Origin of the sequence: Paludibacter sp. 221 (genome assembly GCF_010501035.1) — a bacterium.
Lineage (GTDB): Bacteria > Bacteroidota > Bacteroidia > Bacteroidales > Paludibacteraceae > QVMH01.
The window spans coordinates 85,590-109,829 of sequence record NZ_QVMH01000003.1; the positions used below are offsets into that span (position 1 = coordinate 85,590).

The following is a 24,240-nucleotide window of genomic DNA, read 5'->3' on the forward strand; positions in this document are numbered from 1 at the left end:
AGTAGTGAGTAGTGAGAATAGAGTTAAACGAAACTCCTTGCTCCTTGCTCCTTACTCCTTGCTCCTTTTCTGTAAAAGTTAATTACTTATTTTTCTACTTCAACCAAATGTTTCACCTTGTTCACCATTCCCATAATTGCAGGAGTGGCTTCGTGCTCAACAACGGCATTCATTTTCTTAAGACCAAGAGCCTCAAGAGTTCTCTTTTGATCTTTAGGAGCATTAATTTTGCTTCTTACTTGTTTTACTTTTATTGTAGCCATAAATAAAATCTCCTATAAATTATCCGTTAAACACTTTATCAAGCGAAACACCTCTGTTTTGAGCAACAGTGTTAGCATCACGCAATTCGCCCAAAGCAACCATTGTAGCTTTTACCAAGTTGTGAGGGTTCGACGAACCTTTTGATTTAGCCAATACGTCAGTTATACCAACGCTTTCAAGTACTGCACGCATCGCACCACCAGCCTTTACTCCGGTACCGGCAGAAGCTGGTTGAATCAATACTTGCGCACCACCAAATTTAGCTAACTGAGCATGAGGAATAGTACCTTTAAGCACAGGAACTTTAATAAGGTTCTTTTTTGCAGCCTCAGTACCTTTAGCAATAGCAGCAGTTACTTCACCCGCTTTACCAAGTCCCCAGCCAACAATACCATTTTCGTTTCCAACTACAACAATAGCAGAAAAACTAAAAGTGCGTCCCCCTTTTGTTACTTTTGTAACACGGTTAACAGCTACCAATCTGTCTTTCAATTCCAAATCGTTAGTCGATTTTACTCTATTCATATTTGTTGCCATACTCGATTAAAATTTAAGTCCACCTTCGCGAGCTGCGTCAGCTAATTGTTTAACTCTACCATGGTACAGGTAACCATTACGGTCGAATACCACTTCTTTAATTCCAGCTTCCTGAGCAGTTTTCGCTACGAGGGCTCCAACTTTTGCAGCTTGCTCTTTTTTGTTTACTTTATCTTTCATTCCTAAAGAAGATGCAGTAGCAAGAGTCTTACCATTTACATCGTCAATAAGCTGAACATAAATCTGTGTATTGCTTCTGAACACAGTCATACGTGGTTTTTCAGCAGTACCCGACACCCTGTGGCGGATATGTGCTTTTATTCTTTGTCTTCTATTATTTTTTCCAGTCATAATTTCACAAGTTTACGAAAATTATTTACCTGCAGACTTACCTGCTTTACGACGAACAACTTCTCCTTGGAAGCGAACACCTTTACCTTTGTAAGGCTCAGGCTTACGGAACGAACGGATTTTAGCGCAAACTTGTCCGACCAACTGTTTATCACAGCTTTCAAGTATGATAAGCGGATTTTGGTTACGCTCCATTTTAGCTTCCACCTTAACTTCGTTAGGTAATTTCAAAAAGATGTTATGTGTATATCCCAAAGACAATTCCAAAACCTGACCTTGACTTGAGGCACGATAACCTACGCCGACTAATTCTAATGTTTTTTTGTAACCTTCAGAAACTCCGGTTACCATATTTTGTATCAAAGAGCGATACAAACCATGATTAGCCCTGTTTTGTTTTTCGTCGTTCGGACGGGTAACAGTAATTTCGTTTCCTTCGATTTTTACTTCGATATTAGAATCTATTTCTTGTGATAATTCTCCTTTAGGACCTTTTACAGTAACTACGTTGTCTTTTACTGTAACGTTTACTCCGGCAGGAACACTAATAGGCAATTTTCCAATTCTTGACATACTACTTTCCTCCTTTTATTAATAAACGTAACACAATACTTCACCACCGATTTTCAAGTCTCTCGCTTCCTTATCTGTCATTACACCTTTCGATGTAGAAAGGATTGCGATACCTAAACCGTTCAATACACGTGGCATTTCTTTATAACCTACGTACTGACGAAGACCCGGAGTAGAAACTCTTTTCAACGATTTGATTGAGTTCACTTTGTTTACCGGATCGTACTTCAAGGCAATCTTAATAGTGCCTTGTGGTCCATCTTCTACAAATTTGTAGTTCAGAATATAGCCTTTTTCGTGCAATATTCTGGTCATCTCTCTTTTGAGATTCGATGCAGGAACTTCCACCACACGGTGGTTTGCTTTAATAGCGTTCCGCAATCGCGTTAAATAATCTGCTATTGGATCTGTCATTATAAATTGTTTTAAATTGATCCCGACTATCGGGACAATATTCATTTACTATTATTGCATTTACCATTTACTATATTAATTGTCATAGTAAATGGTAAATTATCATATGGTAAATATATTACCAGCTTGATTTTTTCACTCCGGGTATAAGACCGTTTGATGCCATTTCGCGGAATTGAATACGCGAAATTCCAAACTGACGCATATATCCTTTTGGACGTCCTGTCAGTTTACAACGGTTGTGCAAACGTACAGGCGATGCATTTTTTGGAATGGATTGAAGAGCTTCATAGTTTCCTTCAGCAATGTATTTTGCTCTTTTTTCAGCATATTTTGCCACCATTTTAGCTCTTTTCACCTCACGGGCTTTCATTGATTCTTTTGCCATATCTCTTATTTATTTTTCTTGAATGGTAAACCAAATTCTTTCAACAAAGCAAAACCTTCTTCATCAGTTTTAGCTGTTGTTACAAACGTAATATTCATCCCCAAAATACGAGCAATGTTGTCGATATTGATTTCAGGGAAAATAATTTGTTCTTCTATACCAAGAGTATAATTACCACGGCCATCCAACTTATTTTCGATACCCTTAAAGTCGCGGATACGAGGCAATGCTACACGAACAAGACGTTCCAAAAACTCGTACATATGCTCGCCACGCAGTGTAACACGTACACCGATAGGCATTTTTTTACGCAGTTTGAAGTTCGAAATATCTTTTTTCGACACTGTAGCTACCGCTTTCTGACCCGAAATAGCTGTCATTTCGTTGATAGCAACTTCAATTATTTTTTTATCGGCAACAGCGATACCCAATCCCTGATTGAGGACAATTTTTTGAAGTTTTGGCGCTTGCATCACTGACGAATAGCCAAATTCCTTCATTAAGATTGGAACGATACGTTCTCTATAATCTTGTTTTAAACTTGCTGTATTCATTTTTTAATTATATTACCTCTCCTGATTTTTTAGAAATACGCACTAATTTACCATCATCGTTTCTTTTACGTCCTACACGAACAGGTTTTCCGTTCTCTACAACGTTAAGGTTCGAAATATGAATTGATGCTTCTTTCTTGATTATACCTCCTTGAGGACTTTTTGCATTTGGCTTGGTGCTTCTCGACACCATGTTGATACCTTCTACGATAGCACGTTGTTTCTTAACTTCAACAGTTAATACACGACCGGTTTTACCCTTGTCGTTACCCGTGTTTACATATACTGTATCGCCTTTTTTAATATGTAATTTACTCATTACGCTTAATTTTTTTCGAAGATTAAAGCACTTCCGGTGCTAATGATATGATTTTCATATTAGTGGCACGTAGTTCGCGGGCTACAGGACCAAAAATACGGCTTCCGCGTATTTCACCTGCGTTGTTCAGCAAAACACATGCATTATCATCGAAACGGATATATGAACCATCGGCACGGCGTATTTCTTTTTTTGTACGCACCACAATTGCCTTTGATACAATACCTTTCTTAATATCACTCGAAGGAATAACGCTTTTTACAGCTACAACAATCACGTCACCTACTGTTGCGTAACGCTTGCCAGTTCCTCCCAGAACACGGATACAAAGAGCTTCCTTTGCACCACTGTTATCTGCTACTGTTAGTCTTGATTCTTGTTGTACCATAATTACTTAGCCCTTTCGATAATTTCAGTTAATCTCCATCTTTTACTCTTACTCAAAGGACGGGTTTCCATAATGCGTACAGTGTCGCCAATGTTACATTCATTTTTTTCGTCGTGAGCGTGATATTTTTTGGTTTTATTTACGAATTTACCGTAAATAGGGTGTTTTTCTTTCCATTTTACAGCAACAGTAATGGTCTTGTCCATCTTATTGCTGAAAACTACACCCGTTCTTTCTTTTCTTAAATTTCTTGTTTCCATCAGGTCCTAAAATTTTACTTATTTACTTCTCTCTGACGTAACTCAGTAGCTAAACGTGCAATATCTCTGCGAACTTCTTTGATTTGCATCGGGTTGTCCAGCGGCGAGATAGCATGATTCAATTTCAAACGATCTAATAACTCTTTTTGAGCTTCCATTCTTTCAGCCAATTCTTTGGCATTAAGTTCTTTGATTTCTGTCGATTTCATTTCTCTTAATTAGTTATTAGTTAGTAACTCCATCATAATCACGTCTAACTACAAATTTAGTAGTTACGGGTAGTTTTTGTGCAGCTAAGCGCAATGCTTCTTTTGCAATATCGAAAGGCACGCCTTCTACTTCAATAAGTATACGTCCCGGTGTAACTGGTGCCACAAAACCTTCTGGCGAACCTTTACCTTTACCCATACGTACTTCAGCAGGTTTCTTTGTTATTGGTTTATCCGGAAACACGCGAATCCAGATTTGTCCTTGACGTTGCATATAGCGTGTAACAGCAATACGAGCAGCTTCAATCTGACGTCCGGTAAGCCATTTAGAATCCATACATTTGATTCCGAATGAGCCGAAAGCCAATTGGTTTCCTCGTTGGGCATTACCTTTCATGCGCCCTTTCTGCTGTCTTCTGAACTTTGTCTTTTTAGGTTGTAACATAATTCCTTAAATCAAATTTCTTAACAGTTTTATTTCTTTCTTTTTCTGAATCCTTTGCCACCACCACGATTGTCATGACGTTCACCGCCACGCGACGAATCTTTTTGTGTTGTAAAGGAAGGCGCTAGGTCTTTCTTACCATAGATTTCTCCACGGCATATCCATACTTTGATACCAATTAAACCTACTTTTGTCAATGCTTCGCCTAGTGCATAGTCGATGTCTGCACGGAAAGTATGAAGAGGCGTACGGCCTTCTTTGTACATTTCCGAACGTGCCATTTCAGCACCATTCAAACGACCTGAAACCATTACTTTGATTCCTTCGGCACCTAAGCGCATTGTTGAAGCGATTGCCATTTTCACTGCACGGCGGTAAGCGATTTTGCCTTCTACCTGACGGGCAATATTGTTAGCTACTATCACAGCATCTAATTCCGGACGCTTAATCTCGAAGATATTGATTTGAATTTCTTTATCAGTAATTTTTTTCAATTCTTCTTTCAGCTTGTCAACTTCTTGTCCACCCTTACCGATAATAATACCGGGGCGAGCAGTGCAGACAGTGATTGTCACAAGTTTAAGCGTGCGTTCAATGATAATACGCGATACACTGGCTTTTGCAAGACGGGCATTTAGGTATTTTCTGATTTTGCTGTCTTCCAGTATAGTGTCGCCATAATTTTTGCCACCATACCAGTTAGAATCCCATCCACGGATAATTCCTAAGCGATTACTTATCGGATTTGTCTTTTGTCCCATCTAGCAATTAATTTTGGTTATCGTTATCATTAGTATTCTTCGTATCAACGAACAATGTTACGTGATTCGAACGTTTGCGAACACGATAAGCACGCCCTTGAGGTGCTGTTTGCAAACGTTTCAGCATAGTTGCTGAGTCTACGTAAATTGCACTTACATATAATTCTGCATCATCAGCTTTTTGCTCTGTTTTTTGTTCCCAGTTAGCAATAGCTGAGCGCAACAGTTTTTCTAATCTGTTTGAAGCTTCTTTCGAAGAAAACTTCAATACACTCAACGCTTTATTTACTTCCATACCGCGAATCATGTCGGCCACAAGGCGCATTTTACGAGGAGAAGTAGGTACATCGTTAAGCTTCGCAAAGTAAAGCGACTTTTTCGCTTCTTTTCTTTGATCGGCTGATATTTTTTTTCTTACACCCATTTTTATCGAAATTTTTTAATTTTTTCTGATTAATGTTTTCAATGGATTATTTCTTTTTACCACCATGTCCGCGGAAAATACGGGTAGGTGCAAATTCTCCCAATTTGTGTCCTACCATGTTTTCGGTAACATATACGGGGATAAATTTATTTCCATTGTGAACTGCAATTGTATGACCTACAAAATCAGGTGAAATCATTGAAGCTCTTGCCCATGTTTTAACGACAGTTTTTTTGCCGCTTTCGTTCATGGTCAAAACTTTTTTCTCAAGCTTCAAGTTAATGTATGGTCCTTTTTTTAATGAACGGCTCATATTATTTACTTAGTTTTTTCTGTTATTTTTTCTTTCTTTCAATAATATATTGGCTAGACTGCTTTTTAGGCGCACGAGTTTTGTACCCTTTAGCTAATAAGCCCTTACGTGAACGTGGATGTCCTCCTGAAGCACGGCCTTCTCCACCACCCATTGGGTGATCAACCGGGTTCATTGCTACACCTCTCACTCGTGGACGACGTCCTAACCAACGTGAGCGACCTGCTTTACCTGATCTTTCTAGTGCATGGTCTGAGTTTCCTACACTACCGATAGTAGCTTTACATGCCGAAAGTATTTTACGAACTTCGCCTGAAGGCAATTTGATAATCGCATATTTATCTTCGCGTGAAGTTAATTGTGCGAAAGTTCCTGCAGAACGTACCATTGCGGCTCCTTGTCCGGGACGTAATTCAATGTTGTGAATTATCGTTCCTAAAGGAATGTTCTTCATTGGAAGCGCGTTTCCTACCTCCGGTGCTGCATCAGCTCCGGAAACTACAGTTTGACCAACTTGCAATCCGTTTGGTGCAAGAATATACCTTTTATCGCCATCAGCATAATAAAGCAATGCGATACGAGCCGAACGATTCGGATCGTATTCAATAGCTTTTACTGTAGCGGGTACACCATCTTTGTTGCGTTTAAAGTCAATTACCCTATATTTTCTCTTATGTCCTCCACCAATCTGGCGCATGGTCATTTTACCATCGTGGTTACGACCGCCTGATTTGGTTTTTCCGAAAACAAGAGATTTTTCTGGTGCACTCGCAGTAATTGTTTCGAATGAACCAATAATTTTGTGTCTCTGCCCCGGTGTTGTGGGCTTTAGTTTACGTACAGCCATTTTTTTAATTAAATATTGCTATAAAAATCTATTTGTTCTCCTTCTTTCACTGTAACAATCGCTTTTTTATAAGCCGATGTCTTACCATTAATAATTCCCGATTTTGTATAACGGGATTTTGTTTTTGGCGCAACAACCAACGTATTTACGTCTGTCACTGTTACATTATACATAGCTTCAACAGCTTGTTTGATTTGAATTTTATTCGCATCTTTTTGAACTCTAAAGCCATAGCGGTTAAGCTTTTCGCTCAACCCTGTCATCTTTTCCGTTACAATCGGTTTTATGATAATTCCCATTATTACTTACCTCCTATGCTTTAAATATTTGTTCAACTGCCGATACTGCATCTGCTGTAAACACAAGAACTTTCGCATTAAGCAAATCATAAGTACTTAATTCCGAAACTGTTATTACTTTTGCAGAGGGCAAATTACGAGCCGACAAATATACATTTTTATTTCCTTCCGACAAAATAAAAAGTGCCTTTTTATCAGCTACTTGCAAACTTTTTGTCAAAGCTGTGAAATCTTTTGTTTTTGGAGCTTCGAATGTAAAATTCTCAACAACAGTAATCGCATTGTCTTTAGCTTTGTATGATAAAGCTGATTTACGAGCCAATTGTTTTACTTTTTTATTCAATTTGAAGCTATAATCGCGTGGAACCGGACCGAAAATACGGCCTCCTCCTACACGTACCGGCGACTTGATATCACCCGGACGAGCACCTCCACCACCTTTTTGACGACCCAATTTACGGGTACTTCCGGCAACTTCGCTGCGTCCTTTTGCTTTGTGTGTTCCTTGACGTTGATTAGCCAAATATTGTTTCACATCTAAATAAATAGCATGGTCATTTGGCTCAATACCGAATACTGCATCGCTAAGCGATACTTTTTTACCGGTGTCTTTTCCTTTGATGTCTAAAATACTTAATTCCATGATTATTTATTGATGTAAACGATTGAATTTTTTGCTCCCGGTACCGAACCTTTTACTAATAAAAGATTGTGCTCAGGAATTACCTTTAATACCTGTAGGTTTTGCACTGTTACTTGGTCACCTCCCATACGTCCGGCCATGCGCATTCCTTTGAATACACGTGACGGATAAGAAGAAGCACCTATCGAACCCGGTGCGCGTAAACGGTTGTGCTGACCGTGAGTAGCTTGACCCACACCACCAAAACCATGACGTTTTACTACACCTTGAAAACCTTTACCTTTTGATGTTCCAACAACATCAACAAAAGTGTCTGCTTCGAACAACATGTCTACAGTAAGCTTATCGCCTATTTTCAATGTTTGTTCAAAATCTTTGAACTCAACCAAGTGTCTTTGAGCTGTTACTCCCGCTTTCTTAAAGTGACCTGCTTCCGGTTTTGAAGTGTGTTTTTCAGTTTTCTCTTGAAAACCTAACTGAACTGCTTCATAACCATCAGTATCAACTGTTTTGATTTGGGTAACAACACAAGGACCTGTTTCGATAACAGTGCATGGAACGTTTTTTCCATCGGCACTGAAAACGGAAGTCATTCCGATTTTTTTTCCTATTAATCCTGGCATTTCAATTAAATTATTTAGTTACAAGTTACGAGTTACGAGTTACAAGACTCTATTAGCACGTAACTAATTATTTTTTTTGTTTTTTAGAAACGAATCACAAGACCAAGCCTGAAAACTTGTAACTTGTAACTCGTAACTGATATTATACTTTAATCTCTACTTCTACACCACTTGGCAATTCAAGTTTCATCAAAGCATCAACTGTTTTGCTTGTTGAGCTGTAAATGTCGATAAGACGTTTGTAAGATGAAAGTTCGAATTGTTCGCGTGATTTTTTGTTTACGAAAGTCGAACGGTTTACAGTAAAAATACGTTTGTGAGTTGGAAGTGGAATAGGACCACTTACTACTGCTCCTGTTGCTTTTACTGTTTTTACGATTTTCTCAGCCGATTTATCAACCAAGTTGTGATCGTATGATTTCAGTTTAATTCTAATTTTTTGACTCATCGTCTTTTTTTTAATTATTTATTAATTGATATTTAAATAATTTTCCGGTTAAGAGTCATTCGCTAACCGGAAAATTCTATTTTTTACAATAAATCCACACGTCCTTTAGCTTCGGTAAGAACTTCTTTAGCTATCGAAGCCGAAACTTCTGCATAGTGTGAGAATTCCATCGAAGAGGTTGCACGGCCTGAAGTGATAGTACGCAATGCTGTTACATAACCGAATGTTTCAGCCAGTGGCACTTTTGCTTTTACGATACGCGCTCCGGTACGGCTTGTCTCCATGCCTTCTACCTGACCGCGACGTTTGTTCAAGTCGCCGATTACATCACCCATACTTTCTTCCGGAGTAACAACTTCCATTTTCATGATTGGTTCCAAAAGAACTGGTTTTGCTTTTGCACACGCATTTTTGAATGCTATTTGCGCACAAATTTCGAATGACAATTGGTCAGAGTCCACTGCGTGGTAAGAACCGTCTACAAGTGTAACTTTCAGTTTATCCATTGAATATCCTGCCAATACACCGTTTTTCATTGCCATTTGAAATCCTTTCTGAACCGAAGGGATATATTCTTTAGGGATGTTACCACCTTTTACAACATCTACGAATTGCAAGCTTCCGTCAAAGTCAGCATCTGCCGGCTCTACTCTCACAATGATATCCGCAAATTTACCACGACCTCCCGATTGTTTTTTGTAAACTTCACGAATTTCAACGGATTGTGTAATAGCCTCACGGTAAGAAACCTGTGGACGGCCTTGGTTACACTCTACCTTAAATTCACGTCTCAAACGGTCGATAATGATTTCCAAGTGAAGCTCACCCATACCACTAATTACAGTTTGACCTGATTGCTCGTCGGTATGAACTGTAAATGTAGGATCCTCTTCCGACAGTTTTGACAGTCCCATACCTAATTTGTCAATATCTTTCTGAGTTTTTGGCTCTACTGTAATACCAATTACCGGATCAGGGAAGTCCATTGATTCCAATGTAATCGGATTTGCCTCGTCACACAGAGTATCTCCGGTACGAATATCTTTAAACCCTACTCCTGCACCGATATCACCAGCACCGATTTTTTCAACCGGATTTTGTTTGTTCGAGTGCATTTGGAAGATACGCGAAATACGTTCTTTCTTTTCAGAGCGGCTATTATAAACATAAGAACCGGCATCTAATTTTCCTGAATAAACACGGAAGAAACAAAGACGGCCTACATAAGGGTCGGTTGCAATTTTGAATGCCAAAGCACACAAAGGTTCGCTTTCATCCGGATGACGAAGCACATCTTTATCTTCGTAACGTGGATCTTTTCCTACAATCTCCGGTGTATCAAGCGGACTTGGCAAATATGCACACACAGCGTCGAGCATTGTTTGCACACCTTTGTTTTTGAATGATGAACCACAAATGATTGGATTTACATCCATCGATAATGTAGCTTTACGAAGTGCCACTTTAATTTCGTCTTCAGTAATTTTAGATGGATCATCAAAGAATTTTTCCATCACAACATCATCATATTCGGCTATAGTTTCAAGCATTTTATCTCTCCACTCTTGTGCTTCGTTTAATAAGTCAGCCGGAATTTCTTCTACCGAATATTCTGCACCCATTGTTTCATCGTGCCAGAAGATAGCTTTCATCTTAATCAAATCAACAACACCTTTAAATGTTTCTTCTGCTCCGATTGGAATCTGAATAGGACATGGAGATGCTCCAAGCACTTCTTTAATCTGACGAACTACTTCAAAAAAATCAGCTCCCGAACGGTCCATTTTATTCACATAACCTACACGGGGAACATTGTATTTATCAGCCTGACGCCACACGGTTTCCGACTGAGGCTCAACACCACCAACTGCACAGAAGGTAGCAACAGCCCCGTCCAAGATACGCAAAGAACGTTCTACCTCTACAGTGAAGTCAACGTGCCCCGGAGTATCAATCAGGTTGATTTTATATTTATTATCTAAATAATTCCAAGATGTTGTAGTTGCAGCAGAGGTAATAGTAATACCACGCTCTTGCTCTTGCGCCATCCAGTCCATAGTAGCAGTTCCGTCGTGCGTTTCACCAATTTTATGAGTCAAACCGGTGTAATACAAAATACGCTCCGATGTTGTAGTTTTTCCAGCATCGATATGCGCCATGATACCAATGTTGCGCGTATATTTTAAATCTTCTTTTGCCATTTAAATTTTTATCCTTTCCTTGTGTATATTATTAAAATTTAAAGTAAGCAAATGCACGGTTAGCTTCGGCCATGCGGTGCATATCTTCTTTACGTTTGAATGCGCCACCTTGGTTATTATATGCATCTACGATTTCAGCAGCCAATTTATCGGCCATTGAGCGTCCACCACGTTTACGGGCAAACAAAATAAGATTTTTCATTGAAATTGATTCCTTCCTGTCAGGACGGATTTCTGTAGGAACTTGGAAAGTAGCTCCACCGATACGGCGCGATTTAACCTCTACTAACGGAGTAACGTTTTCAAGTGCTTTTTTCCAAATTTCAAGCGGAGTTTTTTCATCATTCGGAAGTTTGTTTTTCACAACATCCAAAGACGAATAAAAAATATCGAAAGCAGTTGATTTTTTGCCATCATACATCAAATGGTTTACAAATTTAGTAACCATCGATTCATTGAAAACCGGGTCTGGTAATACAACCCTTTTTTTAGGTTTTGCTTTTCTCATTTTTTTAAAATTTCAGTTTTTGTTTTGGTTGCTTTTTTAAGTTCGCTTCAACGGCTCCACCGAGCCATTTACTCAACCTTTCATCCGGCACCTAAACTCAAACAAGTTTTTTTGACTTGATTTAATTTTTTTCTTCAGAAAAGGCGTTTTATCATTCACTATTTATTCATTTACTATTTTTTCTGTTTTGCTTTCACAATCCAATAGTAAATGGTCAATGGCTAAATGGTAAATGCTTTTATTTTTTAGCAGCTTTAGGACGTTTAGCTCCGTACTTTGAACGACGTTGTGTACGACCATTCACACCAGCTGTATCCAATGTTCCACGAACGATGTGATAACGTACACCGGGAAGGTCTTTCACACGACCACCACGAACCATTACGATTGAGTGCTCTTGCAAGTTGTGTCCTTCGCCCGGAATGTAAGCATTCACTTCTTTTTGGTTTGTAAGTTTCACACGCGCAACTTTACGCATTGCCGAATTAGGTTTTTTCGGAGTTGTAGTATACACGCGAACACAAACACCACGTCGTTGTGGACAAGAATCCAACGCCGGAGACTTGCTTTTGTCAACAAGTTCTGCTCTTCCTTTTCTAACTAATTGTTGAATTGTAGGCATTTTACTTTGATTTTTTACTTAATTACTTTATTCACATTCCGTTTCAGTTTTCCTAAAACGGCTTGCAAAGATAGATATTTTTTTTTATCCTGCAAACACCCTGATGAAGAATGTTTTGAGAAAAAACATAATTATTACCTTAATAAAGCAAAATTCAGTTCCTGTTTTATTCTCAGAAACTGAATTTTACACAAATCGTCATGTCTATTCCCGAAGTCATTTTTCTGCCGGAACATCAAAACTTCTTCTTGACAAAATGGCATCTATATCTTTAAATATCTCATTTATCCGTACTACAGCACTTTCAGTTATTTTTTTAGAGGCTTGAGGTATCAGAAGCACTTTGTATTTCTTTTTTATCATTATATCTTCTGCTGTATATTCCGGCATATTCACTTTTCTTTTTTCACGAGCTTCAACCTTCTCCTTGGTTTCAAACTCCTCTTTATCCATAAAAGTTATATCCCTGATTATTGCAACACATTTATTTTCCTGATATTCAAAAACAATGCGATAGGTCATATACACTGAAAACACGCTGACAAATTCGGAACTAACCACCAAATAATCAGTTGTCCGGAAAACCGCATGGTTGTCATTATCCAAAAGAAAAACTCCGGAGTAAGGGTTCAAATCGTTCTTCAGATAATAAACAATTCTGTTTCTTATATCTTGATTATCCAACGGTAAATCAAAATCGACCCTGAACTCGACCTTGCCATTCCGAACCGGAATAGAGGTGGCCGAAAAATAAGACAATTGGCAATAAGCCGGAACTGCCGTTATTATCAGTACGAACAAAAACAGTGTTTTTCTCATATCCGTTTCAATTTAAAATTAAACACAAAACGACATCCTAATAATATTAATTAACCGAGGGGATATTTTTCAGTGCTTCCAAATCAATATCGGGAGCTTTGCCATTAGCCATTCTGGTAAAAACTGTATTTTTAGTAGTATTCCCATCAAAGTAACCACAGTTTTTCAGCATAAACTTATCGTCCTTTATTCCCCCATAATAGTCTAAACGGATACCTTTATTAGCCGTATTATCATGGGTAAAATTAGCACTTGTCAACTCTTGCCAATTTCCCGAAAGAGTTCTTACCCACTGATTATCGAAATAAACCTCGCGGGTTATCCAGCCTTGTGTAGGCGAAAAATTCTCAAGGAAAGAATGCATACCTGTATACGTCTTATTTGTCTCAGGCCTACGGAACGAGGCTATTAAAAACCATTTTCCTGCTCCGCCATTGGCTTGGGGATCAAAAAAGTATGCTGTATAGTCGGTAGTATGGCTACCTTCTACTACCGCGTTGTATTTTACTTGCGTCAGCAAGCGATAAGTCACTCCGGCTTTCCAAGGATAAATCAGATAACTCTGTCCTCCTGAACCTTCGTTACCAAACTCTCCAACCTTCACCCCTTGTCCTCTACGCAGCAGCTTAACACGCAAATGTTCCGGAATTTGCGAAGGATCGTCTGTTTCAAAAGGTGCCCAAACTGAAAACAAAACCCTTCTCTCCGAAGCAGAGTTTACTTGGATGCCACAATACCCTTCTCCAAATCCGTTTGTCATACAATACGTACCTATAACATCGTTGCCTGCCGGAACTGTAATCTCGTTGTAAAAATACTCTACATTTTGAGGCGCTCCCCTGTAATTCATATGCACCGAAGGGCCTCTACGCCCCCAGTAAGACCATTCCGAAACCTGATCGTCTTTTATATAGGTATTAGTACCGGTGGTAGCTTCACCGCCAATGCGGAGTTTTGATATTTGTCCAAAATAAGAAGAAGTAGTACTTACCCCTTGAAAATCGACCCTCACATAGCCGGCTTTCTCCATCTCCATTTGCCCGATCGGGTAAAACTTAGTAGAAGCACCATTTAGTTTAACAAGAAACTCTTTACCGTTTACAGTTACTTTTATTTCACTCGAACCCGAAGCTATGTTACCTATAAAACCTAGATTTAACTGTCCCGGTTTCGAAACCCTGAAATACATACTAATTCGCTGGTCTGTTTTCGACCATTGGCTTATCCCGCTTTCCGAATCGGGGTTGGTTGCCAGCATTACCCCTGAGCCTGCCGTCACATATGTATTGCCCGGTATTGATATGGGAATAGGAGTAGTTTCTTCTGTCACAGATGCCAACTGGTTTATCTGAATCGAATCTATTTTAGCATTCATCTCTTTCCATACGATATAAATTTTTCCTCCTCTATCTCCTCCGGTATTCTTGGTGATATTCCACGACGTATTTTCACCCTGAATGGGGATAATCCAGTCAACACCCGGTTCTATCTCATACAGCAATTCGGCAACCGGCTCCGAGCTTATTTCAAAAGAAATCTTTTGCTGGGCATATGTATATGTTTCGCGCTTTGATGGCAGCACCGCCACCTTAGGGGCATCAATCCCTTTTTGTTGAATAATAATCGAATCCAACAAAGCCGAAGTACCTTTGGCTATAACATATATTTTAGCTTGGCGTACCGGAACTAAATCATAAGCCTTCACGTTCCATGCCGTTTTTCCTTCAACCGGCAAAACCCAGTCAATCCCTTCTTCTATCTTATACTCCAAATCAATAACAGGAGCTACCGAAATTTCAAATTTACATTCTCCCCCTTCCTTACCAATCTCTATATATTTGGAAGGCGAAATTTTCACATCATAAGCATTTTGTATCACTGTTATTCTGATTTTTTTACTCTCAGATTCCACCATGAATACATCCGAACGGTTTTTCCCTGTCAGGTTCGAGGTTATAGTCAATACAATTTTTCCATTCCCGCTATTTTCAATGTTTAATGGTTCAATTGTAAAAAAATCAGATTTACCATCCACAAAACGGGCTTTCCAAGTTTCTTTTTTTCCCGCTTTAACATTTATTTCAATAGTTGTAGTACCTGCCGTAACAAGCATTTCCGACGACGATTTTGATAAATCGTAGCCATCTGCAGACAATTTTACTCCCTCTTTCAAGTCGTCATTACATCCAAACAACATAACGGCTCCAAAAAGAAGTACAATAAGCCTGAAAAGAAGTGTGTTTTTCATTATTTTAATAAAAGTAAAAACATATTTAATTCTGAAAAAAGAGAAAGACATGTTTCCATAAAAGAAAACATGCCTTTTTCCTTTCTTATCTCATATTAATATTATTCAGCATAACCATTCAACGACAATTCGCTCATAGCAAAATAACCGGCTTTTGTTTCCGAAGCTACAATCCGTACATATTTAAATGGCTGAGAAACAAATACCGATGAAGAATAACTTTCTTCTTTACCACCCGGCAACTCGCCTACAGTTCCTACAGAATAAAAGTTTGTTCCATCTATACTTGTCTGAACCGTTATCGCTACCGGAGTACCATTATCATTCTGCTTACGGGTTACGTAGCTAAAACTTAACGCTACATACTCATCATCCAGATTAACCTGAATATAAGGGTTCTCTGGCATAGGAGCCGAATAACTGGAATGGAAATAAGTTTCAGTATCACCGTCAACCAATGCTGCAACACCTCCTCCGTCTCCCGACTGTGCATGTGGCGACGACAACATTGAGGATGTTAGCGAAATAGGCCTCATTTTGCTGGCATTCGGCACATAAGAGAAACCGAAGAGACATTCGTCTTTTTCGTCATCGATCACAAACGACTCCATCGAACATGCTGCCAAGTAAAATGGAAGTATATAGTTTCCATAGGCCAGTTCGCTTCTATCCACGTCAACACTTATTGCCTTATACGTATTTTTATCCGTGTCCTTTTTAAAATCAATTTTATTATTTACTAAATTTGTTTTGTAAGCCGAAGCCGGAAGCATGGCGTAATTAGAGTTATTTTTTTGATTGTACTCTGCAAGTTTTTCCTCGCTAATATCAATAGTACAATCAAAATCCCATCTGTTTTTCACTGGTAGCGTTAGCAACAACTCCAAATTCATCTTATCCGAACCACCGTCTATAAACTCATTACGCACATAGCCCGTTTTTCCAAAAGCTACTGTAGGAACAAGGACCTGAGGTACATATACTACACTGCTCTTTTTTGAATTAACCGAATCTGTAGATATTAACATCAATGGGAAAGCATATTCTTTCAGAGCTACGTTATCGCCCAAAGCCTCTATTTTATCCAATATAAATTCTACCTCTACGGATTTATAAAGCTCATTACTTTCAAAATCAACATTTGCATGCTGATTAAACATCGTATAACAATCTTCGGGAAGCAACCTGTAGTTAGTCAAGTTTTCTTGGTTGTACTCTTCCAATTCCGCTTGCGTCATCAGGCTAACAGTAGCCGTAGTTTTAGTAGACAAATCGCTACCGGCCTTATTTACAACAATAGGATGTACCGTATTAAAACCGGTTTTGTAAATGGTTAAATCCTGTTCTCCGCTATTTATAAAATACAGGATTGTTGCATAATCTTTCAAAAACTCATCATTACTTTCCTGTTTGCAACCAAACAAGGTTGAGAGTAAGAGTCCCAATATGCTTAATATAATTATATTCTTTTTCATATGTATATTTAAAATTTTATACGATTAATTACCAACCATAATTTTGTACTAACAATTTATTCCTATCCAGTTCACGTTGAGAGAAAGGATACAAATAATAGTTATTTCTAAATACGCGAGGTTGGTCAAAAGTAACCCGCTTCCAGAATTCATCAGGAGTATTAGTACCACTACCTTTCGCATTCACATTCATTCCATACATATACCCATTATCCGTTTCGGTAGCAATCATCCATGTACGGGTATCGAAGAACCTGTGGTTTTCGAACGATAACTCAACTCTGCGCTCTTTTCTGCAATATTCAATCAAAAGTTCGTAGTTATCCCTAGCCGTCGGATACACTTCGGTTATAGGTTTCAGCCCGGCTCTGTCACGTATATCAGCCCACACTTCCATTGCCTTCGATTCATAGTCGCTCGGAATAGCAACTCCTCTTTTTTTACACTCCAAAACAGCTTCGATGTAGTTCAAATAAATTTCGGCCAAACGGAATGTAGGGAATGTCATGTTGCCCCACTGACCAGCTGCCGAGTTTACAGTATGGTCATAAAAACGGGAAATAAGATACCCCGATTTTGGATGGTCATGAGTTGTATTACTGTTTCCACCTTGTGCAAACGATATTTTTGTTTCACCGTCTCCATGTTTCCACATTTGCCCGCTAAAGAATACATTGACATAAAAACGAGGTTCCCGTCCTTCATACATAGCAGGGCTTACAGTAGAATAGCTATTTATATTACCTCCCCACGAAGGATAAGTCCACGTTTTCATTTCAAATTCATTAGCAGGATAGCCCGATCTTGAATCTATCTTCGGACTACCATCTACCTCATAACCGGTAATAGGATAACGTCCGTTGCCCATTGCATACGCATCTACCTGTTGTTGTGTTGGCCCGGCAGCACCATACGAAGTACCTGCCAAAGCAGTTGGAGTCATTGTAACAGCATAATTATAACGTCCCTTGTAACCACTTGCCGAATAGATAATTTCATCATTCCAGTTTTCCTGAGTTATTCCATAATAATCCTCATATGGATTGTCATTTCCTTTCCGGTATAGTTTATACTGAGTAGCATAATCATCTATAAGTTTTCGGGATGCATCGGCAGCTTGTTTCCACTTATCAGCCTTATAATCAGGAAAAAGTCTTTCACCCGACTGTTCAGGGAAATCAGGTGTTTCCGGATTTACCAAATTCTTATATAAATCATTTCCGTTAAACAAGTCACGAGCCGAATACAACAACAAACGCGAAATCACTGCCTGACAAGCTCCTTTCGTAGCCAAGCCTTTCTCCATATCGCTTTCCCATGTTGCTTTCATGTATTTTGAATCACGACAGATTTGCATTTCGCTTACCACATAATCCACACACTGATCCCATGTGTTACGCGGACGCATCAGTTCCTCTGTAGTAAGTCTGAAGTCAAGCACCTCATCGCCAAGCAAATATACAGGGCCATACAATCTCATCAAATGGAAATAATTATAAGCACGGGCAAAACGAGCTTGTATCTGCATTTGTCCCAATATCTCCTCGCTGGCCGACGAATCATAATCTCCACAGGTAAAAACGTTTTCCATAAAAACAGTACACTCCCTTATACCCTGATAAAGACGGGTTGAAGGATCGCCGTAAGGAATGTTACTTGGGTTCCACGAGCCGTAAATAATTTTGTTATAATCGCGGCTATATGCAACTGTAGCCTCATCCGAAGCTCCTAAAAAAGGATTACTATCACCATTTATTGTCGACATTTCGTGTGGAGTATACGACATAGCCGTATACCAATACTTACGGGTGTTTTCCAAAGTATGCCATATTTTTTCAAAAGTTAATTGCTCATCCTCCTGTCTATCCAAGAAACTTTCGCAAGAAACCGTACTAAATACTGTCAGAACCAGCATGAAGTACATTATATATTTATTGAATATGCTTTTCATATTATTATGTATCTTTATTTGTTTTTATTTTTAGAAATTAGCATTTATACCTATAGTTATTACGCGAGATGGAGGATAACCGGAGCCATCACTATTTCCCTTCTCAGGATCCCAAAGTTTAAATTTGCTAAATGTAAGCAGGTTAGTTCCGGCAGCATACACACGAAGCGAGTTTATAAACGAACCCTTCAGCACTGACTTGGGAAGTGAATAACCTAATTCAAAATTTTTCAAACGCATAAAGCTACCATTCTGAAGATTCCATGTAGAATTTTGAGAGTTGTTGGAAGAACCTGTTCCCGAACCATAGCTCAAACGAGGATATTTAGCATTTGCATTTTCCTCCGGAGTATTAGTACTCATCCATGTGTTACCCCACAGGTCGGCATTAATAGCCGAACGTTCTATATTTCCACTTGAGAACGGACGCATCGAAGTTCCCCCTGTGAAGAACGAAATATGGCTAATACCTTGAAAGAATACGTTAACATCAATACCTTTCCACTCGGCAGTTACTCCAAAGCCGTATGTTATCTCCGGCAAGTTTGTATAACCAATTGCCACACGGTCATAAGTATCAACCTTTCCATCACCATTTACATCTTGGTATTTAATATCACCTACGCGATACTCGCCATACATTTGTTGCGGACTGTTTGCTATTTCTTCATCACTCTCGAATAAGCCCAAAGCAATAAGCCCTAATGGTTGAGCTGAACCTCCCGAACCAAACGGACGTCCTATCGTATTTTGATATTTATATTCCCAGTCCGGTTCATCATTGTTCAGCAGTTTATTCTTATTATATGTAAAGTTAACACGTCCGGTAAGAAATACCTCACCTATCTTTTGGTTGTATTCTACGTTGGTATCAAACCCTTGATTCATTGTTTCGCCAATGTTTACATAAGGATTGGTTGTTAAACCCACATAATTTTGCAATCCGGCACGTTGCAAGAAAATACCTTGACGGCTTTCGTAAAAATAATCGGCCTGAATCCTCAACGAGTTGAACAAAGAAAACTCTATACCCAAGTTCGCTTTCTTGGCTTCTTCCCAAGATACCATTCGGTTCTCAATACGTCCCTGACGAATACCTGTTCCTCCCGATTGTGCCGAAGAACCATAATTCCATGAATAAGGACTATTCTCGATAGTAGGGTTATAAATCCAACGGATGTCGGTACCTATTTCGTCATTACCTACAATACCATAAGAAGCCTTGAATTTAAGCATATCTACAACTTTAGTTACAGGCTCGAACCACGACTCGTTCGACACTACCCAACCTAACGCTAAAGCAGGGAAGAAACCAAACCTGTGACCCGGTGCAAAGTTTTCAGAACCATTATAACCCAAGTTGAACTCTCCCAGATATTTATCCTTATACGCATAAGTCACACGCCCAGCAATACCTTGATTTTTATAAGGCAACGATTTTTGTTGAGTGCCCGCAAGAGTTAATGTTTTTATCTTATGGTTATACAGGAATAATCCTCCGATACGATGTTTTTCGGCAAATAAACGGTTGTATGTCAACGATGCCTCCATATATGTAACCATGCTACCACCGTCATAGGCTTCGCGCTCATAACCCAAAGAGTCATTCCCCTTATAAATAGGGTCGCCATAAAACAGTTTACCTGTATCCGGGTCTCTGTATTTAGCATGATACTGAGTAGATTCTTTTGAACGCACTTGTCTTGCTGTATTGAAAGCATCCCACGAGAATTTAAAGTTACCTGTCAAGCCTTCCAATGGTTTCCACAACTTACCAAAATCCTGATTCAAACCAATTAACGCCTGAGAAGAGTTCCAGAATTGCTCACGATAACCGGAGTGCGCCAATAGGTTCCAAGGGTTATATCCCGTAGAAGAAGAAGGCGCGGCAATCGTACCATCCGAATATTCGATAGGGAACGCATTAGGCGAAGTAGCGAATGTATATCCCCAAATATCATTTTTATCTCTACCCGGTGCAAACGATTTTTCATATATATTTGCCAGGTTCAGATTCAACACCGTACTTTTAGTTATGTTAAAATCAATGTTCGCCCTGAAATTATATTTTGTATAACGGATAGACGAGTCGTAGTTGTAACGGTCGCCGGCATTCTCGAAAATAGAATTTTCATTATAAAACGAACCCGAAATATAATAACGAACAATTTCGCTACCACCCGATACACTTAAGTTGACTCTCTGATTCGAAGCAAAATTGCGATATAACTCGTCAATCCAGTTTACATCCGGATACAAATCCGGATCACTTCCATCCCTGTACTTTTCCAGTTCATCGGTAGTATATTGCGTTTTGCCTTCGCTTTTTGCCATTTCGTTGTAAAACGTACCCCATTGGTAAGAGTCTAAAAACTTAGGCATTTGGGTTGGAGATGTCAGACCATACTCACCACGAGCATTGATTTTTGGTTTTCCTTCCGACCCTTTTTTAGTTGTAATCAAGATTACACCATTTGCACCACGTACCCCATAAACTGCCGAAGCCGAAGCATCTTTCAGAATAGAGAATTGTGCAATATCTTCGGTATCAACCAAGTCCAACTCGCGCTCGATACCATCAACCAGTACCAGCGGGTTAGTATTTCCTTTGAATGACGATACACCACGGATATAAAAGTTTGCAGCACCATCGCGTCCCGGCTCACCCGAACGGGTCATCGCTACAATACCGGACAATTGTCCTGCTAATGCTGTTGACAGGTTAGAGCTACCGGGAACTTTTAAATTCTCTACATCTACGGTAGAAATAGCACCTACAACACTCTCTTTACGTTGTTGCCCGTAACCTACCACAACCACCTCATCCAGTAACTTCTCATCAGGGTCAAGGGTTACATTAATAACTCTTTGGTTAACAATCGCTATTTCCTGAGTTACCATACCGGCATAGGAAAAAACAAGAACACCTCCTACTCCTTCGACAGTAAGCGAATAATTACCATCAAAGTCAGTAATAGTACCCACCGAAGTTCCCTTCAGCCAGATATTCCCACCAATTACAGGCAATTTATCCTCAGAGGAAATTACTTGCCCCGTAATTGTTCTTCTTGAAACATTTTGATTTGTGTTTTGCGCATAAACTGTCCAAGTACAGAGTAAGGACATCAGCACAAAACTTAAACAACATTTTTTAAAAAATTGCTTCATAATGATTTTTTTGATTTAAAAACGGTTTTTCATGATTTATATATGTGATTTTCAGTGTCTATCCATTATTTCATTTAAACACAGACATGGAATAAAATAAGCTGATACTTAAACATATAAAGCAACAACAAACCTACCTTAGTATAACTTCCATACCAAGCTAAAACAATGTGTCCAGTGTGTTTTTTATCAGTTATTTTTGTCAAGAGTAGTTTAGTTACAGACAAACCTTTCGGAAAAAGAACATAAAAACACCTTTTCGGGAGAATCATTTCTTTTCAGAAAAGTTTGTCAGTAGCTATTTTTTCTTATTGGATAATAATTTTTATATTTTCCGATACTGAATCAGCATAAGTTACCGATACGATATAGCAACCTGTAGCTGGCAAAGTATATGTAGTAGAAACTGCCGACGAAGTTATCAACCGGGTTCCTGTGATATCATAGATGATAACGCCTGCGATATTTTCACCTTCTATAGTCACTTGTTTTCCATTAACACAACATTGAGTTCGGTCAATCTGGCTTTCGGCAAGGGCACTACCTTCACTATATGGGATAAACTCTAATTCGTTTCCACCTTGATTTGCAGTATATAAACCAACAGTGCTGCCCGCATAATCATTAAATGCCAAACTTGTAGTATTGTGTATCACCTGCCATTGGTTAGGATTGCCATCTACAAGGGCTAACTTAAAGAAATCGCCGTTTTCCATTTCAGCCAAAACTAAATCATTGGAATCTGCAGCCTTTTTCACTTCAAGGTCACCTGTTTTGGCTATAAATCCGAATGAATTATATGTACCGTTCAGACGGAATAATTGTGCTTCATTCCCTTCTTCAAGGTCTGCTTGTAAAAGCGTACTACCTAATCCCGCTGCTGTCATGTATTTCTTATTTCTCACAACTTTTACATAATACCATTTTGGGATGTCATAAGAACTCAATGCAGGAGCTTTGTCAAACGGATTGGAACCGGGCTCGTAAATATCAAAAACACTTCCGTCGTCAGTAACAGAATAAGTTGTTAAATCATTACCGGGTGCACCATTAAAACCATTACCTGCTTCGAGATGAACAAATCCCCATTTATTTTCGCCATAATTGGTGTTTGTATTAGAAATAATACTAAAATCATCACCTGCGCTCGCAAGGATAAAGATCCCCCTATCAGCACCATTACTATCTTTTTCAGTAGAAAGTTTCAGATATCCACCTGCTTTACATTTAATTTTTACAGAACCATATTCTCCGTCGGCTCCTTCAAAAGCAAACAATTGTGCATCTTGCTCCTCTCCTTCAATAAGTTCTCTACTCAATAATTTCAATTTTTGCTCATCACCTTGCGAAGTCACCACCAACTTTTTACGCAGGTTGTCTAAAAAATACCAAGTATAATCTTCGCCAACCGAAATTTTAGGAGGATTTACATAAAGTACTTCATAAATTTCTTTCATGCTCTTGATAGCACTAAAAGGGTTACCACCGTCATTATCAACATGGTATACGCAAATTTCTTTTGAAGAGTCTCCGGTCATATTTATATAAGTATCAAATTCGGGACAATAAAGTTGGAATTTAAAGCCGGTTTCGTCCGTACCAAACTGTTTAAAAACAAAAACAGCACCCTCGGCAATAGGAGCCGGCTTAAAATGAGAACGTACTGCGGCGTCAATTTCCATGTCATGGGTACCTTTATAGTTACCTTCAGCATCTTTTTCAGCCAACTTATAACCTCCGGCACCATCGGAAACATATTTTCCAGTACCTTTTGCATTTGCCTTATAATTAGCGAAAAGCTTTAGCGCTTCTCCTTTTTTAGATACAATTTTAAAACTTTCATTCTCTACCTGCTGAAATTTCCATTTCAGTTCATCTACATTTTCAAATTGAACAACTGTAATTTTCGCATCATCACCATTGTCTTTCCATACATTGCCGGAACGGTGAGAATAAATACTATACCACTCTTCGGTGGTACCATCGCTAATAGTAGGAAAAGTTTGTGAATTAAGAACAAAAGGCATAAACGCCCACAATACAAGTAAGGGCAGTAATAGTTTTTTCATGTCTCAAATTTTAATGTTAACAGTATCTTTATAATAAATGAAATACAAACACAAATATAGATATACTTTTTCTAAAAAAACAAAAAAAGCACTTTTATTTAAACACTTTTCTACTGTTT

General features: G+C 38.8%; 29 protein-coding genes. All 29 read right to left on the bottom strand.

Annotated elements, in window-relative coordinates; genetic code table 11:
- Positions 1 to 86: 86 nt before the first annotated feature.
- Positions 87 to 263 (bottom strand): 50S ribosomal protein L30, encoded by a 177-nt coding sequence (rpmD, locus tag D0T49_RS01355; protein WP_163628793.1) that lies wholly within the window; start codon positions 261 to 263, stop codon positions 87 to 89.
- Between the two features lie 19 nt (positions 264 to 282).
- Complete coding sequence (gene rpsE, locus D0T49_RS01360) at positions 283 to 801, bottom strand: 30S ribosomal protein S5 (RefSeq protein ID WP_163628794.1); 519 nt, start codon at positions 799 to 801, stop codon at positions 283 to 285.
- 6 nt (positions 802 to 807) lie between these two features.
- Positions 808 to 1,152: a 50S ribosomal protein L18 gene (rplR, locus tag D0T49_RS01365; RefSeq protein WP_163628795.1), complete on the bottom strand. Its 345-nt coding sequence runs from the start codon at positions 1,150 to 1,152 to the stop codon at positions 808 to 810.
- 21 nt (positions 1,153 to 1,173) lie between these two features.
- On the bottom strand, positions 1,174 to 1,725 hold the full coding sequence (gene rplF / locus D0T49_RS01370; protein ID WP_163628796.1) for a 50S ribosomal protein L6: 552 nt from the start codon (positions 1,723 to 1,725) through the stop codon (positions 1,174 to 1,176).
- 18 nt (positions 1,726 to 1,743) lie between these two features.
- Complete coding sequence (rpsH, locus tag D0T49_RS01375; protein ID WP_163628797.1) at positions 1,744 to 2,139, bottom strand: 30S ribosomal protein S8; 396 nt, start codon at positions 2,137 to 2,139, stop codon at positions 1,744 to 1,746.
- Positions 2,140 to 2,257: 118 nt separating this feature from the next.
- Positions 2,258 to 2,527 (bottom strand): 30S ribosomal protein S14, encoded by a 270-nt coding sequence (rpsN, locus tag D0T49_RS01380; RefSeq protein ID WP_163628798.1) that lies wholly within the window; start codon positions 2,525 to 2,527, stop codon positions 2,258 to 2,260.
- Positions 2,528 to 2,532: 5 nt separating this feature from the next.
- The gene (gene rplE / locus D0T49_RS01385; RefSeq protein WP_163628799.1) at positions 2,533 to 3,081 is read right to left on the bottom strand and encodes a 50S ribosomal protein L5; all 549 of its coding nucleotides are present in this window, start codon (positions 3,079 to 3,081) and stop codon (positions 2,533 to 2,535) included.
- 7 nt (positions 3,082 to 3,088) lie between these two features.
- Positions 3,089 to 3,400 (bottom strand): 50S ribosomal protein L24, encoded by a 312-nt coding sequence (gene rplX / locus D0T49_RS01390; protein WP_163628800.1) that lies wholly within the window; start codon positions 3,398 to 3,400, stop codon positions 3,089 to 3,091.
- Positions 3,401 to 3,422: 22 nt separating this feature from the next.
- A complete protein-coding gene (rplN, locus tag D0T49_RS01395; protein WP_163628801.1) occupies positions 3,423 to 3,788 on the bottom strand; it encodes a 50S ribosomal protein L14 in 366 nt (121 codons plus the stop codon).
- A gap of 2 nt (positions 3,789 to 3,790) precedes the next feature.
- Positions 3,791 to 4,048, bottom strand: a complete 258-nt coding sequence (rpsQ, locus tag D0T49_RS01400; RefSeq protein ID WP_163628802.1) for a 30S ribosomal protein S17 — start codon at positions 4,046 to 4,048, stop codon at positions 3,791 to 3,793.
- Positions 4,049 to 4,062: 14 nt separating this feature from the next.
- On the bottom strand, positions 4,063 to 4,257 hold the full coding sequence (rpmC, locus tag D0T49_RS01405) for a 50S ribosomal protein L29 (RefSeq protein ID WP_163628803.1): 195 nt from the start codon (positions 4,255 to 4,257) through the stop codon (positions 4,063 to 4,065).
- A gap of 16 nt (positions 4,258 to 4,273) precedes the next feature.
- Entirely contained in the window at positions 4,274 to 4,702 is a 429-nt protein-coding gene (gene rplP / locus D0T49_RS01410; protein WP_163628804.1) for a 50S ribosomal protein L16, read from the bottom strand.
- A gap of 29 nt (positions 4,703 to 4,731) precedes the next feature.
- Positions 4,732 to 5,463 (bottom strand): 30S ribosomal protein S3, encoded by a 732-nt coding sequence (rpsC, locus tag D0T49_RS01415; protein ID WP_163628805.1) that lies wholly within the window; start codon positions 5,461 to 5,463, stop codon positions 4,732 to 4,734.
- Between the two features lie 7 nt (positions 5,464 to 5,470).
- On the bottom strand, positions 5,471 to 5,887 hold the full coding sequence (rplV, locus tag D0T49_RS01420) for a 50S ribosomal protein L22 (protein WP_163628806.1): 417 nt from the start codon (positions 5,885 to 5,887) through the stop codon (positions 5,471 to 5,473).
- 46 nt (positions 5,888 to 5,933) lie between these two features.
- Positions 5,934 to 6,200, bottom strand: coding sequence for a 30S ribosomal protein S19 (gene rpsS / locus D0T49_RS01425; RefSeq protein WP_163628807.1), 267 nt, complete (start codon positions 6,198 to 6,200; stop codon positions 5,934 to 5,936).
- A 22-nt stretch (positions 6,201 to 6,222) separates the two neighbouring features.
- On the bottom strand, positions 6,223 to 7,047 hold the full coding sequence (rplB, locus tag D0T49_RS01430; protein WP_163628808.1) for a 50S ribosomal protein L2: 825 nt from the start codon (positions 7,045 to 7,047) through the stop codon (positions 6,223 to 6,225).
- An 8-nt stretch (positions 7,048 to 7,055) separates the two neighbouring features.
- Positions 7,056 to 7,346, bottom strand: coding sequence for a 50S ribosomal protein L23 (gene rplW / locus D0T49_RS01435; RefSeq protein WP_163628809.1), 291 nt, complete (start codon positions 7,344 to 7,346; stop codon positions 7,056 to 7,058).
- 13 nt (positions 7,347 to 7,359) lie between these two features.
- A complete protein-coding gene (gene rplD, locus D0T49_RS01440) occupies positions 7,360 to 7,989 on the bottom strand; it encodes a 50S ribosomal protein L4 (RefSeq protein WP_163628810.1) in 630 nt (209 codons plus the stop codon).
- Between the two features lie 2 nt (positions 7,990 to 7,991).
- The gene (gene rplC / locus D0T49_RS01445; RefSeq protein WP_163628811.1) at positions 7,992 to 8,612 is read right to left on the bottom strand and encodes a 50S ribosomal protein L3; all 621 of its coding nucleotides are present in this window, start codon (positions 8,610 to 8,612) and stop codon (positions 7,992 to 7,994) included.
- 142 nt (positions 8,613 to 8,754) lie between these two features.
- On the bottom strand, positions 8,755 to 9,060 hold the full coding sequence (gene rpsJ / locus D0T49_RS01450) for a 30S ribosomal protein S10 (protein ID WP_163628812.1): 306 nt from the start codon (positions 9,058 to 9,060) through the stop codon (positions 8,755 to 8,757).
- A gap of 83 nt (positions 9,061 to 9,143) precedes the next feature.
- Positions 9,144 to 11,261: an elongation factor G gene (fusA, locus tag D0T49_RS01455; RefSeq protein WP_163628813.1), complete on the bottom strand. Its 2,118-nt coding sequence runs from the start codon at positions 11,259 to 11,261 to the stop codon at positions 9,144 to 9,146.
- Between the two features lie 31 nt (positions 11,262 to 11,292).
- Complete coding sequence (rpsG, locus tag D0T49_RS01460; protein ID WP_163628814.1) at positions 11,293 to 11,769, bottom strand: 30S ribosomal protein S7; 477 nt, start codon at positions 11,767 to 11,769, stop codon at positions 11,293 to 11,295.
- A gap of 238 nt (positions 11,770 to 12,007) precedes the next feature.
- The gene (rpsL, locus tag D0T49_RS01465) at positions 12,008 to 12,391 is read right to left on the bottom strand and encodes a 30S ribosomal protein S12 (RefSeq protein ID WP_163628815.1); all 384 of its coding nucleotides are present in this window, start codon (positions 12,389 to 12,391) and stop codon (positions 12,008 to 12,010) included.
- A 216-nt stretch (positions 12,392 to 12,607) separates the two neighbouring features.
- Positions 12,608 to 13,210, bottom strand: a complete 603-nt coding sequence (locus D0T49_RS01470; RefSeq protein WP_163628816.1) for a hypothetical protein — start codon at positions 13,208 to 13,210, stop codon at positions 12,608 to 12,610.
- 46 nt (positions 13,211 to 13,256) lie between these two features.
- On the bottom strand, positions 13,257 to 15,458 hold the full coding sequence (locus D0T49_RS01475) for a DUF3472 domain-containing protein (protein ID WP_163628817.1): 2,202 nt from the start codon (positions 15,456 to 15,458) through the stop codon (positions 13,257 to 13,259).
- Between the two features lie 101 nt (positions 15,459 to 15,559).
- Positions 15,560 to 16,933, bottom strand: a complete 1,374-nt coding sequence (locus D0T49_RS01480; RefSeq protein WP_163628818.1) for a BT_3987 domain-containing protein — start codon at positions 16,931 to 16,933, stop codon at positions 15,560 to 15,562.
- Between the two features lie 28 nt (positions 16,934 to 16,961).
- Positions 16,962 to 18,884 (bottom strand): RagB/SusD family nutrient uptake outer membrane protein, encoded by a 1,923-nt coding sequence (locus D0T49_RS01485; protein ID WP_203583402.1) that lies wholly within the window; start codon positions 18,882 to 18,884, stop codon positions 16,962 to 16,964.
- A 30-nt stretch (positions 18,885 to 18,914) separates the two neighbouring features.
- Positions 18,915 to 22,010 (bottom strand): TonB-dependent receptor, encoded by a 3,096-nt coding sequence (locus D0T49_RS01490; RefSeq protein ID WP_239056986.1) that lies wholly within the window; start codon positions 22,008 to 22,010, stop codon positions 18,915 to 18,917.
- A 350-nt stretch (positions 22,011 to 22,360) separates the two neighbouring features.
- Positions 22,361 to 24,121 carry a hypothetical protein gene (locus D0T49_RS01495; protein WP_163628820.1) on the bottom strand — a complete coding sequence of 587 codons (1,761 nt, stop codon included), beginning with the start codon at positions 24,119 to 24,121 and terminating at the stop codon, positions 22,361 to 22,363.
- Positions 24,122 to 24,240 lie beyond the last annotated feature (119 nt).